The 14,314-nt window shown below is 34.7% G+C and carries 14 protein-coding genes and 3 pseudogenes; 13 read left to right on the plus strand and 4 right to left on the minus strand.

Annotated features, from left to right (window positions below; genetic code table 11):
* The first annotated feature begins 193 nt into the window (after positions 1-193).
* The 8 genes and pseudogenes from J580_RS04635 to J580_RS04665 all read left to right on the plus strand — a co-directional run bounded on the left by J580_RS04635 (position 194) and on the right by J580_RS04665 (position 7,723).
* Positions 194-1,507 (plus strand): MFS transporter, encoded by a 1,314-nt coding sequence (locus J580_RS04635; RefSeq protein ID WP_032003228.1) that lies wholly within the window; start codon positions 194-196, stop codon positions 1,505-1,507.
* Between the two features lie 24 nt (positions 1,508-1,531).
* On the plus strand, positions 1,532-2,284 hold the full coding sequence (locus J580_RS04640; protein WP_001072914.1) for a class II aldolase/adducin family protein: 753 nt from the start codon (positions 1,532-1,534) through the stop codon (positions 2,282-2,284).
* Positions 2,281-3,204 (plus strand): 2-hydroxyacid dehydrogenase, encoded by a 924-nt coding sequence (locus J580_RS04645; protein ID WP_000635302.1) that lies wholly within the window; start codon positions 2,281-2,283, stop codon positions 3,202-3,204. The genes J580_RS04640 and J580_RS04645 overlap by 4 nt, the downstream gene beginning before the upstream one ends.
* A gap of 1 nt (position 3,205) precedes the next feature.
* A complete protein-coding gene (locus tag J580_RS04650; RefSeq protein ID WP_032003229.1) occupies positions 3,206-4,447 on the plus strand; it encodes a Zn-dependent hydrolase in 1,242 nt (413 codons plus the stop codon).
* A gap of 17 nt (positions 4,448-4,464) precedes the next feature.
* A complete protein-coding gene (locus J580_RS04655) occupies positions 4,465-5,529 on the plus strand; it encodes a histone deacetylase family protein (RefSeq protein WP_032003230.1) in 1,065 nt (354 codons plus the stop codon).
* A 52-nt stretch (positions 5,530-5,581) separates the two neighbouring features.
* Positions 5,582-6,523: a LysR family transcriptional regulator gene (locus tag J580_RS04660; protein WP_015451393.1), complete on the plus strand. Its 942-nt coding sequence runs from the start codon at positions 5,582-5,584 to the stop codon at positions 6,521-6,523.
* A gap of 38 nt (positions 6,524-6,561) precedes the next feature.
* Positions 6,562-6,702 (plus strand): annotated as a pseudogene (locus J580_RS22795) (helix-turn-helix transcriptional regulator); the annotation flags it as partial.
* A 97-nt stretch (positions 6,703-6,799) separates the two neighbouring features.
* A complete protein-coding gene (locus tag J580_RS04665; RefSeq protein ID WP_032003233.1) occupies positions 6,800-7,723 on the plus strand; it encodes a hypothetical protein in 924 nt (307 codons plus the stop codon).
* Positions 7,724-7,776: 53 nt separating this feature from the next.
* Here the strand turns inward: J580_RS04665 and J580_RS23730 are convergent, their stop codons facing one another.
* Both J580_RS23730 and J580_RS0103810 read right to left on the minus strand, forming a co-directional pair.
* Entirely contained in the window at positions 7,777-7,992 is a 216-nt protein-coding gene (locus J580_RS23730) for a hypothetical protein (RefSeq protein WP_081403536.1), read from the minus strand.
* Between the two features lie 38 nt (positions 7,993-8,030).
* The gene (locus tag J580_RS0103810) at positions 8,031-8,360 is read right to left on the minus strand and encodes a hypothetical protein (protein WP_000687784.1); all 330 of its coding nucleotides are present in this window, start codon (positions 8,358-8,360) and stop codon (positions 8,031-8,033) included.
* A 721-nt stretch (positions 8,361-9,081) separates the two neighbouring features.
* On the opposite strand from J580_RS0103810, the gene J580_RS04670 reads away from it, so the two are divergent.
* From J580_RS04670 to J580_RS23625, 4 genes and pseudogenes are all read left to right on the plus strand, one after another.
* Positions 9,082-9,342, plus strand: a complete 261-nt coding sequence (locus tag J580_RS04670) for a hypothetical protein (protein WP_017816559.1) — start codon at positions 9,082-9,084, stop codon at positions 9,340-9,342.
* 104 nt (positions 9,343-9,446) lie between these two features.
* Positions 9,447-9,596, plus strand: coding sequence for a hypothetical protein (locus J580_RS23615; protein ID WP_002017940.1), 150 nt, complete (start codon positions 9,447-9,449; stop codon positions 9,594-9,596).
* A gap of 10 nt (positions 9,597-9,606) precedes the next feature.
* Positions 9,607-10,245 (plus strand): annotated as a pseudogene (locus J580_RS23620) (molecular chaperone DnaJ); the annotation flags it as partial.
* A 41-nt stretch (positions 10,246-10,286) separates the two neighbouring features.
* Positions 10,287-10,658 (plus strand): LysR substrate-binding domain-containing protein, encoded by a 372-nt coding sequence (locus J580_RS23625; RefSeq protein ID WP_236757814.1) that lies wholly within the window; start codon positions 10,287-10,289, stop codon positions 10,656-10,658.
* A 72-nt stretch (positions 10,659-10,730) separates the two neighbouring features.
* On the opposite strand, the pseudogene J580_RS23950 reads toward J580_RS23625, so the two are convergent.
* Both J580_RS23950 and J580_RS04680 read right to left on the minus strand, forming a co-directional pair.
* Positions 10,731-11,797: pseudogene (locus J580_RS23950) on the minus strand (asparaginase).
* A 513-nt stretch (positions 11,798-12,310) separates the two neighbouring features.
* Positions 12,311-13,084 (minus strand): hypothetical protein, encoded by a 774-nt coding sequence (locus J580_RS04680; RefSeq protein ID WP_171071967.1) that lies wholly within the window; start codon positions 13,082-13,084, stop codon positions 12,311-12,313.
* A gap of 185 nt (positions 13,085-13,269) precedes the next feature.
* On the opposite strand from J580_RS04680, the gene J580_RS04685 reads away from it, so the two are divergent.
* Positions 13,270-14,157, plus strand: coding sequence for a helix-turn-helix domain-containing protein (locus J580_RS04685; RefSeq protein ID WP_050675733.1), 888 nt, complete (start codon positions 13,270-13,272; stop codon positions 14,155-14,157).
* Positions 14,158-14,314 lie beyond the last annotated feature (157 nt).

A 14,314-nucleotide genomic window follows, 5' to 3' on the forward strand; every position in this document is an offset into this window, starting at 1 on the left:
AAATTTTATCATATAAGTTTTTCTAATGTCTCGATTAAAAAAAACTAGCTTGCTACTAGTTTTTAGCTTCCTATATCTTGATTAGGTAATAAGGCTATCGTTAATTATTTGAATAGCGAAGTATTGCTTGTAGAAAATACAGTAGTGAATTTCAAATTATTAATCTGTCTTCAATTAATTAAGGATGAAAAGAATGAAGAAAGATCAATCAAAGCGTGCAGCAGCAGCTGCATTTATGGGTACTACAATAGAATTTTATGATTTCTATGTATATGCCACTGCAGCAGCACTGATTCTAGGAACTATATTTTTTCCTGAAACCGATCCAGTAACAGGGACGTTAGCATCATTCGCGACACTTGCAGTGGGTTTCATTGCAAGACCAATGGCTGGTGTAGTTTTTGGTCACTTAGGTGATCGATTAGGTCGAAAAAAGATGCTGTTATTCACTATGGTACTTATGGGATTAGCTACCACTTGTATTGGTTTAATTCCGAGTTACCAAAGTATAGGTATTTGGGCACCTATTCTCCTTATTTTCTTTAGATTCTTACAAGGAATTTCTGTTGGTGGTGAATGGGGGGGAGCGGTACTTATGGCAAGTGAGCATGCTCCAAAACATAAGAAAACTTTTTTTGCCTCTTTTGCACAACTAGGTAGTCCTGCAGGTTTGATTTTATGTTTACTGGTATTTAGAGCAGTAAGTACCTTAGACGAACAAGAATTTGCAAGTTGGGGATGGAGAGTTCCATTCTTATTAAGTTTTCTTTTAATGGCAGTGGGTTTTGTTATTCGCTTTGGTATTGAGGAATCGCCTGAATTTACTGAAAGTAAAGAAAAAGCACAGACTTTAAAGCAACCTGTTAAAGAATTATTGTCGAATTATTTGCCTCATGTTGTTTTTGCAGGCCTCACAATCACGATTGGTACAGCGGGTTTCTTTTTCACAAATACTTTTATGATTACATATGTCACTCAATATTTAGGAATAAGTAAGCAAACAATTTTAGATGCCTTATTTTTGGTTACAGTAATTCAATTTTTGACAATGCCTGTAGCTGCTTGGATTGCTGATAAAGTTGGTGCACAACGTTTTTTAACCATTGCTGCTATTTTGTGTATTTTCGTCCCTTATCCTATGTTTATGTTAGTAGAAACGAAAAATATTATTTTAATTACCTGTGGTATTAGTTTAGCTGTAGTAACTCTATCTGCATTATATGCAGTGGCAGCAGGCTTTATGGCTAATATTTTTCCTACGCAAGTTCGATATTCTGGTATTTCAATTTCGTATCAATTTATTGCTGCTATTGCTGCCGGAACAACACCGCTTATTGGCACTATGTTAGCTAGTCACTATGCGGGGCAATGGATGCCATTGGCAATTTTCTTTAGCTTTCTATCATTTCTATCATTTGTTGGTGTAATGGGAGTTAAAAAAATTATGAGTAAAAGCCTAGCAAAAATGATTCATGAAGATTCTATTGTAGTTGAAAAATCAATTTAAATTAAAATGAATGGAAGTTTTAGAATGAATCAGATGAGTACCATTAATTCAACTGAGTGGGCAGCACGTTGTGAATTAGCCGCTTTATATCGATTAATTGCTTTTTATAAAATGACTGATTTGATTGATACACATATCAGTTATCGTTTAGCTCATGAACCTAATCATTTCTTAATAAATCAGTATGGGATTCCATTTGAAAAAATGACCGCATCGCATTTAGTAAAAATAGATCATGATGGCAATATTGTTGAGACTTATGATCAAGGTAAACGAGTAAATGCAGCAGGATTCGTAATTCATTCAGCGATACACCGAGCCTCACCAGATATTAATTGCGTAATTCATACGCACACTGCAGATGGTGTTGCTGTTTCAGCCCAAAAACATGGATTGTTACCGCTATCACAACATGCTTTGAAATTTTATAAACGCATTGGTTATCACAATTATGAAGGAATTGCCTTATCTCTAGATGAACAAAAACGTTTAGTTGAAGATCTAGGACAGTACAGATGCATGATATTGAGAAATCATGGCTTATTGTCCACAGGTAATACTATTCCAAGAGCTTTTCATGAAATTTATTTTTTAGAGCGTGCTTGTCAAATTCAAGTCAAAGCACTTTCAAGTACTCAGTTAAATTATGTTGAACCTCAAGTTTGTGAACATACTGCACAACAGTTTAATCGGGAAGAAGCAGAACAAATTATTTTAGATGCTTGGCACGCAGCACTATCTTTAATTGAGCAACAAAAAGCTGAGTATTGTTCATGATAGTTATAGCCTCAACTAAACCTTATGCCAAAAAAATGTTGATTGATGCTTTTCAGCAATATGCTGCAGTTGGGAGTTATTGCCTAGTTGGAGATGAGCAGGCCAAGGATGCGACCACAGCTGCATGTTGGTTTCCTGATTTTGATAAATTAAATCAGTTACCTCATTTAAAATTAATTCATTCAATGGGCGCTGGCATTGAGCATCTTGATCTTAATAAAATTCAACCTTCTCATCAGGTATGTCGCATTGTAGATAAAGATCACAAATTGGGAATGTTTAATTATCTCAAATGGGGAGTCTTATATTATCAACGTTATTTCGATCAATATTTACAACAACAAAGAAAATGTATTTGGAAACAATTTCCTCAATTAACCGAATCCGATATCCAAATTGGAGTCATGGGGCTTGGAGAATTAGGGGCATTTGTTGCTGAGAAATTAGCAAATGAAGGATATCAGGTTTCAGGATGGTCAAGATCAAAGAAAATATTGAGTGAAGTTCAGTGTTTTTCTGGTCTGGATGAGTTCGATAGTTTCTTAAAACAAAGTCAGCTACTTATTAATCTATTGCCACTCACAAAAGAGACTTTTGGAATTTTATCCAAGGAAAATTTTGTAAAACTGCCTAAAGGTGCTGTGATTATAAATAGTGGGCGGGGAGCACATCTTCATATTCAAGATCTAATCGATTCAATTAAGTCGAAGCATATTCGTGGAGCTATCCTTGATGTGTTTGAACATGAACCTTTAGATTATGCAAGCCCATTATGGAAAATCCCAGAAATAGTTATTACTCCACATATTGCTTCACATGCTCATTTAGAAAATGTAGTCAAACAAATAGTGGAAAACGATCAGCGAATTAGACAAGGTCTACCATTATTGAATTGTGTAGATATAAAAAGAGGATATTAAAGTGAAAGTAAATGGAAAGAGATTATGGAATTCTTTAATGGAGATGGCGAAAGTTGGAGCCACTGAAAATGGAGGTAATACTCGACTAGCATTAACTGATCAGGATGTGGCTGGACGAAATTTACTTATCGAATGGGCAAACGAATTAAATTTAGTTGTGAAATATGATGCTATTGGCAATATGTTTGTGCAAAAAAGCGGAATTGATCAATCTCTGCAACCTATAGTGATGGGGAGCCATTTAGATACTCAACCTAAAGGAGGACGCTTTGATGGTATATATGGTGTATTAGCTGGGTTTGAAGTACTTCGATGGTTATGTGAAACAGAGACCCAAACTTATCATCCTATTGAGGTCGCAGTCTGGATGAATGAAGAAGGCGCTAGATTTACGCCCGCAATGATGGGATCAGCTGTATTTACAGGTAAGTTTTCTCTTGAAGAAACCCTTCAATCTAAAGATAAGCAAGGTATTTGTGTTGGAGACGAATTAATACGAACTAAACAACAAGGTGATTTGGATTTACAACGAGCTTTTGCAGCCTATTATGAACTACATATTGAGCAAGGGCCTATTTTAGAAAGTAATGTTAAACAAATAGGTGTAGTAACAGGTGGTCAAGCTATTATCTGGCTTGATATTGAGACTAAAGGTAAAGCTGCTCATGCAGGTACAACTCCTATGTTGTTACGTCAAGATGCCATGATTGGTACTGCTGAAATGATAAGAGATCTGGAGAAGATGGTGCTTCATAAATTTCCTGAAGGTTTAATTACATTTGGTGAAGTTTTTATTCCAAATTCTTCAAGAAATACTATTCCGGCAAGTATTCAGTGGTCGATAGATTTACGACACCCTATTGATGCTGAAATGAAAAAAATGAAAGAAGAAGTTTTACATATTTTAGGAGTTTTAGCAGTCGATCGAAAGTTACAAGTAGATATCAAATTACATTGGCATAGCCCAGCTATACAGTTTGACAAAAAGTGTATACAAACTGTTCTTGAGTCAGTTCAATCACTTGACTTTAGTTATCAAGAAATTGTAAGTGGGGCTGGACATGATGCAATTAATTTAGCAACACACTGTCCAACTACAATGATTTTTATTCCTTGTGAAGAAGGATTAAGTCATAACGAAGCAGAGAATATAACTCCCTTACAAGCTGAACAAGGGGCTACTGTATTACTGAATAGTATTTTGAAATTTGATCAGGGCTTAAGACTGGCGCAAGTCAGTTAAGAGTTAGGAGTAAATTTATGAAATTATTTTTTCATTCAGAACAATTAAAACATCGTCCTGCAAGTTATTATTCTAGAGGAAAAATGCGTCAACCTCAGGAAAAACCTGAACGTATGTATGAACTTTTAAAAACGGTTGAACGCTTAAATTTACCTATATTTACTGCGAAAGATTTTGGAACGAAACCATTACTAGAAGTTCATACAATGGGATATTTGGATTTTCTACAGAATGCTTATAAAGAATGGACTGCTTTACCAGAAGATTGGGGAGATGAGGTACTTTCTAATATCTTTATACGTGAAAACAATCGTGAAATAGGTATTCTCGCTAAAGCTGCAAAATATTTAGCTGATGGTAGTGCTCCAATAGGAAAAGATACTTGGATATCAGTTTATTGGTCTGCTCAAACGGCATTATCATGTGCTGACGCTATAGCTAAAGAAGGCGAACAATTAGCTATTGGATTAACTAGACCAGCAGGCCATCATGCAAGAAAAGATGGTGCAGGTGGTTTCTGTTATGTTAATAATGCTGCTGTAATTGCTCAGTATCTTAAAAAATACTATTCACGTATTGCGATTGTTGATACCGATATGCATCATGGGCAAGGTATTCAAGAAATTTTCTATGATCGTTCAGATGTCCTATATGTTTCAGTACACGGCGATCCAACAAACTTTTATCCAGTAGTGACTGGGTTCGCTGATGAATATGGCGTAGGTGAGGGTTATGGGTACAATAAAAACTACCCAATGCCTCATGGAAGTAGTGAAAATACTTTCTTTAAATTTTTAGATAAAGCTGTCGACTTTGTTAAGATTTTTCAACCTGAAGTAGTCATTCATGTAATGGGCTTTGATGTTTTTGTTGATGATCCACAAGCGAAATGTGCAGTAAGTACGTCTGGCTTTCAAAATATTGCTGAAAAAATTAAATCGATTGGTGTACCAACTATTAGTTTAATTGAAGGGGGATACTGTATCGAAAAATTGGATGAAAACTTTGAAAGTTTTTTAAAAGGATTTGATATTCAATCTTCTTATACTAGAGGAGAAAAACAAGAAGTTGGCATTATATAACTATAGAAATATTTAAATTAAACACACGGAATCACAGAAGAGGTATGAAAGCATGAGATCAAGTATATTGCTGGAAAAGTGTAATTGGTCCTTGCTCCGTATCTTTCGTGTGATAGTTCAAGAAGGAAGCTTGAATAAAGCTGCAATCAAATTATTTTTGACTCAGTCAGCAATTAGTCAAAGTTTAAAAAAACTAGAAGAACAAATAGGAGAAGTCCTTATTATTCGAACTGGAGGTAAGTTTTATCTAACACCAATAGGAGAAATTGTATTTGAAGCAAGTTTGATGATTTATAATCAACTTATGGATTATGAGGAAAAATTAAATACAGAAAAAAATAGTTTATCGGGAACAATTAAGCTTTTAGTTTTAAGTCGTGTAGAATCAAATCATTATGATCAATTACTACATGATTTTCATCAAAAATATCCGTTAGTTGATTTTCAGGTGGATGTTTTAAAAAGTAAAGAAATTCAACAATTATTATTACAGAAGATTCCAGCTCTTGGTATTGGGATAACACATAATTACCATCCTAAATTAAATTATCATACATTAATAAATCAGAAATATGCTTTGTTTTGTAGTGATAAACATCCACTCTTTTATGAAAATATTCAACTAATTGAAGAGATTAAGGGGCACGGATTTATTTCATTTCAAAGTGAGCAATTAAATAATCCTTTATCAACGTTAAGTGAACTTAGAGAGAAAATTTTAAAAAATAACAAACTACTGGTAACTACTAATAATATTGATGAAGTAATCCGTTTTATTCAAAGTGGGATAGGATTTGGTTTACTACCAAGACATATGATTGAGAAAAGGCACAATTCAAACTTATTTAAACAGCTCCCTCCATTTCCTTATGTTTCAATTATTCCTGTATTACTTGCATGGCACAAAGATAGAGAATTATCATTATTAGAACAATATTTTATTAATGATTTAAGAAGTGTCTTTTGTGGTAATTTAGGAAATAAATTATCTTAACCTATTAAAATAATATGTTTCTGATAAATATAAATCTCTCGATTTACAATTTGTTAGACCCTAAATCAGAATACTATGATTCTACTTTCCCTAAACAGGTACGCCTAACCACTAACCGTGTTGGTTGGTCAGCCTTTGAAATAAATGAATGGATTGAGTCTAAACTGGCCCAACGTTAAAGGACCAGAAGATTAGTTTTGCAGTGATTTAAAGATAAGCACAATAAAAAAATATTGATCAGTACTTCCTATGAACTTAAATACAGGAAGTCAAAACATGCACCCAATTAGTCTAACTCACTATGAACATCAGGTTGCTCCGCGTTTGGAACAGGATATCTATAAACTCTATTTGAGTATCTGCTTTAAACGCGGTGGTGAGTATGATGCCCAGTTCTGGCGCTCTCATTTATTTGAGTACTTCTTAGACTGGTCACAGATTTGCCTGATGCCTACAATAGAATGTGGACACTGGTTAAATTATTTTCGAATGTGCTTCCACGCGAGCCAACGAGAGCTAAATCTGGTTGGTTTAAATCTCACTCTTAGTCAGCAAGAAGCTGAACAGTTAATCGATCTGATTTTAGTTAAATTACGAAAAATATTTTCTGCACCGTCCTTTCTGGAAATGATCGAAGATAAAAATGTAAAACATGCCAAGAGAGTGGAGCATTACCAAAAGGCATACCAACAAGCGACGAAGCATTATCATGCATTAAACAAGATTAATCTGTTTCTAGGGTACTTGCCGGGTTATACCTCTGTAACCTCTATTTTTAATGTTGCCAAAGATATACGCCAGTTTGAACTATTGTTGGGTCAATATGGCTATTTCCCCTTTGAGTACCTCTTCCAGTATCAGCGCGTTGTTCAGCTTGCTGAAAACGGGGAGTACGGGATGCTCTTCTCATTAACGTTAAATGGCTATATTTATCAGGACAATTCCGCGTTATTGCTGCAAATTGCCCGCTTATGGAATTTTGTAACGAAGTACCGAGGGATGGTGGTGAACTTGAATGAAGCGATTACAGAGCACAGCCATCCGTTTACTGAGATGTTTGCAGCATTTAATGATGTGAGTGATTTTGAGCGGCTCGTACAACAGGACTTTTTTAATGTAGATGCAGACTCGATGAATGTCAGAATCTGGCCAAATGGTTTCAGACGTTTCCATGGAAAGGGATTACGTCAATCTTACTAAGATTAAAATCAGAAGTTAAGGAGGGCTGGTATCAGCCCTAAACTACTAATTGATTATGATAATTTTATCAACCGCAATGCAAGATAGTAAGCTGAGGTAGGAGAGATTGATTCTGCTACAAAGAAATCTTGGGGTGGAGTGAAATCTAAAGTTTGTTTTCGGTAAATTGTTTGCCTACCAGTTTGTTTATCTCTAAAAGTAAACTCGTTGTAGGGATGTGAATAAACCTGTCCGTATAGTGGTCCACCTATACATTTTAACCGAAGCACACATTTTTCCTTAAATAAAAAAAAATCATGTAATGATATTATAGTGATGCTAAAAAACTTAAGCTAAAGAGACTTAAGATACCAAACACGATTACAACAGTAGAAAGAGCATTAATATATTTCTTTATAAGAATTGGTAAAGCAATCAAACAAGCGAGATAGGTTAGAGGGGAGATAATCATCAGTATCCAAACCCACGCATAACCGCGACCACCTTCAAAATTGGATACATTGATTGTCAGAACTTGAGCGATCAAACTACCGATAGTCAGGCTAGCAGGTAAACCCAGTAAAAGATAACAGATGATAAGACCAACTGGTTTGCGTTGTTCTGGTGATGGGCTCGGTGAATCATTCTCTATTTTCATGAATTACCACTTTTAATGTCGATTACCTAATTGAATTCTTTCTGATGTAGTTACACAAGATGAGAAAGATGTTGCAAGTATAAGTGACATTTCAATAAATCCTAGTATTTATCAGTACTTGCTGACTATTGATAAAGAGTCTGTTTATTAACAATTACAATGATATACCAATAATACTTATTGGATAGCTTGTACTGCATAGCTTTTAAAGATAACTAATCTCATGAAAAACAATAATAATCCTTGCATTACTTAATCGATAGATGATTGACACCTTAAATATTGCACATTATCCTTTGCCTGCTGGCCACATTGCCAGTATGGTTTTGACAGACCATCGTGTAAGACCGCATCAGATTATTCCTTCTGAGGAGTAATTTTATGTGTACCTCTCGTTCCCTCCCGTTGCGGTAGGACGGGAGAGGGACACCTATGGTGTGCTGGAGTCTTACCCAGTCTGTCAACCCTTTCTCGTTCTGCCACCATAATTCTAAATTAATGCTTTGGCAGAACTCTCAATATAAAGGAGTTGGCTATGCATATTCTTTTTACACCTTCCGACTAGTTTTAATAGGGTTTGATGAACTTCTGGTTTATCAAGCTTTAGCTTTTTTCGTCTAAAAATTTAACTTAATAAAAATGTCATGTGAGCTATACCGTGGCAAGGCTTCGTGTTGCCTAAAAAAGCCTAAGTTGCATGACCATATCACTGGATATAACGATGAAAAATAAAATTTTGATGGGTGTGGTGGGAGTCAGTGTTCTGATTCTAAATGGTTGTTCTTCCCAATTTGAAAAGGGCGTCAAGCAGGGCTGTTATAACATGGGTGGCAGTCGTAGCTATTGTTCGTGTGTCTATGACAAGGTTGAAGAACACTATGGTCGCAAGGTTATGCGCCAGATTGAGCGTATGAGCTATCTCCCAAATGACCTAGACAGTGTGATGTATCAGTCAGGTCAACAATGCATAGACAAACTCTAACACTAGATATTTAAAGCCTTAAGCAAATCATTAAAGCACTCATTTCCTGTTGCCTGTTTGGGCAACGGGAAGGGCTTATGCAACTCAATTTAGGAGTTTTGATCATGAAACATCCGTTTTTTACATTCTATTTCACAATTGTAATTGGCTACTGGCTGTATTGCATTTGGGAGTATCCGGGACATTACTCTGGTGCTTATTTACTTGGTCGTGCGCTGGTCTGGCCTTTTATATTTATACGCTGGTTCTTCTAGGGGCATGATGATGAGCATATCAGATCGAATCGTGCAAAGTCAGTGGGCGCTCTTACTGCAAGCTAGTGACAATATTTATTTTGCACCAGCCATTCCCAATAAAAAACTGCAAGGTGCTATGACTTATCTACCTCATGGTGTGAGCCCCAAAGATGTATTGATGCTGATTGACGATACGGTATTTGGTAGTGCCAAGGTTGGGATGTGCCTCACGGCAAAGGGAATATTCTACAAAGCCAGCTTTGAAGATGAACAGGCTTATCTGTTTGAGCACATTCAACAAGTTGAGGCTGATATTGGAATACTCACCAGTTCCATTTTAATTAATGGTCATGATGAGCTGAATTTTAGTCAACTCGATAAAGCTGCGATTCGTGCTTTAGCGGCATTCTTAAATGAACGTTGTCAGGGTAAACAAGCAACCAAGCAAACGAATGTAAATATTGATGCTGAGATGCAGATCATGATTGATCTGTTTGCCTATTTTATTACCTTTAGTGCAGGCCAATGGAATGCCCGATCGAAAGAAGCGGTATCAGATCATTTCACTAAACTGAATGATAAGGCAGTGCATCAGTATGTCGAGAAGCTGCTGAATGAACAGACGCGCTTTGATTATGAAGGCTTATTATATCGTCTGGCAGGCCTGTACATCCTAATGATTTAGTAAAACATAATTGTTTAAGATATATACATCCTGAAGGTGATCCGCGTTGGCATTTAGTAAAAGATGATCAAAAACACAGTATTCTACCTATAGGAAATCTAATGTCTGATCATGCCGAGTTATTATTAGAAGCGACTTGTTCAGGGTTGGGGATCGGTGAATTTGAAATCTGGTTGGTAAGAGATTTATTGATAAGTGGTCGACTTGAACCCGTATTACCTATGTATCATATTGAAAATAAATTAAATGGAAATTTTATTTATATGGCTTATTTAGCTAATCGACGTAGTTCTGCAAAATTAAGAGTATTAATAAATTTTTTGGCAGAAAATTTGCGTCATATAGGTGAACTTTCTGAGAATGAAATTAAGAAAATAAGGACATCGCAGTATTAATTCAAAAGAATATGACTATGAATTTATAGTCATATTCTTTATAAAATTCATTTTATTAAATATATCTTTATCTTAATGCTTTTTTAGCTTAAAAGAAAAAACAGGTCGGCCTATTTCAATATTTCTTGTATTTAGCATTAAAGGATAATGAAAACTATGTAATTTCTTACGTTGATCTATTGATCCTAAATCAAGTTCTTGTAGAATTTCACTAACAATCATGTATAAAACATCTAAATTTCCATCCTCTACCTTGACTGAGATACCGATTGCTCCTTTAGCTCCAAGTTTTTTAGTTTGTTCAGAAGCTCTAACACCGATCCCATAACAAGCATCGGCACCTAGCTTCCCAACGATTTGTCCTTCAAAGGCTTCCATAAGAATGGTACAGTAGCGCCCCTCACCAGCAACCAATTTAGGAAAGTTTGTCATGGCAAAATAAATTTGGGCAAGTGCTTTTTGTCGTGGCTCTAATTTATTTTTAAAGGATTCTGAAATATCTGCTGATTCTGCTAATTGAGCATATATGTATGCCAAGCGATCTAAAGGAAAGCTGGTGTAGGCAGGTTACATCCATCAATTGCCCAATCCAAATCTTTAGCAGGTAAATTAATAAGTTCTTCCATAACACGTTTAACATGTATTTGCATTGGGTGCCTCAAGCAATCATAATCTTTAACAGGCGCATTTAAAGCCAACGCTCCTCCTATCATACCAACATGTTTACCTGAACAGTTATTACAAATCGGGCCAGCTATGAAATCACTTTTAATCCATTTTTTATAAACATCTTCCGATAAGGGAATATGTCCACCGCAACACATATCTGATTCTTGGCACTGTATTTTTGATAACATTGCTTTCGTTTGATTAATGTGTATATCTTCACTGCTATGAGATGCGCATATAAGTGCTAAGTCTGCATTATCAAAACCAAATTTTTCAAATGCTCCAGTTTCCATTATTGCTAAAGCTTGAATGGGTTTTGCAGCGGAGCGTGCAAGAGTATGGCGATAAGGATGACCAAAACTATAAAGTAATCTTCCATTTTCAGCATCAACTACAACAATGTTTGCAATATGGGTATTTTCAATTGTATTTCCACGATAAGTGGTTACGGCTATAGCATTATGATCCATTTAATTTATATCCTCATCAGTATCTAAACTTATAATCTTGATCGATTATTTAAAGCAGTTTAAAAATCTGATAAAGGATTGTCAGTAGTATTAATTGAAAAGCTGTTTTGCGCTCAACGCAAATTTCTATTGATAAAGTAAGGGTTTTTACGTACCAAAATTTTATGAAGTTGATAGGATTTAACAATAATGAATTAGAACTATTTGTAAATATATATTTACTTTTTACTTCATAATAATTTAGGCAGTGAGATCATTGATTGAACTCAGCATAGTTAGGGGGTCAGGATTAAACAAAATAGGGTGGAACTGGGCATTAAGAATATTGTATTAATAGAGTCATTCATTTATTTTGATTTACATTTGTTATTTTAAACTATAAAAATTTTATTCTTCACATTTACAAATAAATGTAAATTATTTTACTGTATTTCTAGTGTTTATTTATATATGAAAAGATAAAAGACCATTCAGAATATAACAGAATGGTCTAACCTAAAGCAAATTTTAGATTTAAAATTTCCCGTTATTATTTTTCCAGTTATCAATAGTAGGGATAACCTCAATAGTATCCCAGTGTTCAACAATGTTATTGTGCTCTACGCGGAATAGATCATAAAAAGAAACATGCTCTCCTCCTAGATCACCTTCACTTACTACAAGTATAAAGTTACCTTCACCAAGTACTTTATGTATGCGATCGTATCTCATTGAGACACCAACTTTAGCCATCGCTGCAATTGCGTTCCCTAAACCAGATAGGCCATCAGCAATTTTGGGATTATGCTGGATATAATGATCGCCATTAAAATAATTGGTGAGTTGCTCCATACGACCATTAATCAGAATATTGTCAACAAATGAAGAAACAAGTTGTTTGTTACTTTCAGTTTTATCGAGTTCGGAAGAAATTACAGGACCATCCAACATTGTATGCCCACTAGGATTTAATGTGGTTGGTTTCTCTTGTAAGTTATCCCAGTGCTCTACTATTTGATCGTTTTCAAATCGAAAAATGTCAAAACCGATTTTGGGACCAAAGAAGTTATACTCAGAATGAGTAAAAACATAGTCACCATCTTGGAATACTCGAACTGTATTAACTTTGGCAGACCCTTGGGGGAGTTGTTTTAAAAGTGCACTAAAACCTAATAGACCATCAGCTGCAGCTAAGTTATGTTGAATATACTTATTAGGATTAATAATCGCTATAGAGGTTGGATCACCTGTCTCAATTGATTTTAGTAAATTCACAACATATTGTTTATATGGTGTTTTTTGTGTCATGATGCATTCCTTAAACTTATGGGGTTTCGTAGTTAGTCAATGGATAATTTACAAAAATAAACCAGTTATATAGTAAATTTCATATAAAAATTATGAATTTATTAACAATAATAAAAAAGGTGATTTTAACTTTAATAATGGTCATATTTAGGATTTATAGTTAAGTTACTTTTCAGAGGATATTTATGGCTAGAACAAAGTTACCTATAAGAGAAATTAATTTTTATAATCCTAAGTTAGCTAAAGTAGGAATAGAGGTTAAAGCTTTAGATGAACTTCGGACTAGCGTAACTACAGAGTTTTTATCAACGCCTCAAAGATTAGATTTTTATCAAATACTATGCATTCAGCAAGGGTCAAGCAAGTATCTGGTTGACTTTACTGAATTTAATCTTCATTCCGGGGTCGTATTACTTATTAAACCTGGGCAAATACAACAATGGTATATGCTAGAGGATATTCAAGGATTATTAGTTCTTATTTCAAGCGAGGTATTAACTTTTGCGCTTGCAAGTATTGAAAGAGATGTACGATTCCTTGAAAGTTTAGAATGGCCTCTAGTGGTTAAACTTGATCAAACCCTTTTTGAGGTGATAATCCAAGATATTTTAAGAATTGACATTGATTTATTTCAGTTTAATAGTAACCAGATTGAAATTGCAATTATTCAACATGAGCTTATGACATTACTTCTACGATTGGTCAATGAATGGCATAAGAAGCCTTATAGAAGTCACGTAACTGCACGTGAAACAGAGATTTATCATATATTTAATAAATCAATTAATGAGTTTTTTTCAGCACGTATGAAAGTGAATGACTATGCAAATCGACTTGGTTTTTCTGAAAGTACAATATCGAAAGCATGTATTCTTACTGTAGGGCGCACGGCAAAACAAGTAATAGATGATCGTCTAGTATTAGAAGCCAAGCGTTTACTTGTACACAGCTCCAAAAGTATTGCCCAAGTTGGATATCAGCTTGGCTTTTCTGAACCCACTAACTTTGTGAAATTTTTTAAAAGAAAAGAAGGATGTACACCACTTTCATTCCGTAAAATATATATTAATTGATAACTATTTATTGAAATTTATTAATAATATGAAAATATTTTTTAAATATAGGAGTTATTTGGATAAAAATTATTTTTACAATTAAATACTTAAAAGAGCTTTATGTCCTGATTATAAAAGCTTCTTCTATATGATTAAATTTCGAGGAATGTCCTAT

The sequence above is a fragment of the Acinetobacter sp. 1542444 genome (assembly GCF_000581835.1).
Taxonomy (GTDB): Bacteria; Pseudomonadota; Gammaproteobacteria; order Pseudomonadales; family Moraxellaceae; genus Acinetobacter; species Acinetobacter pittii.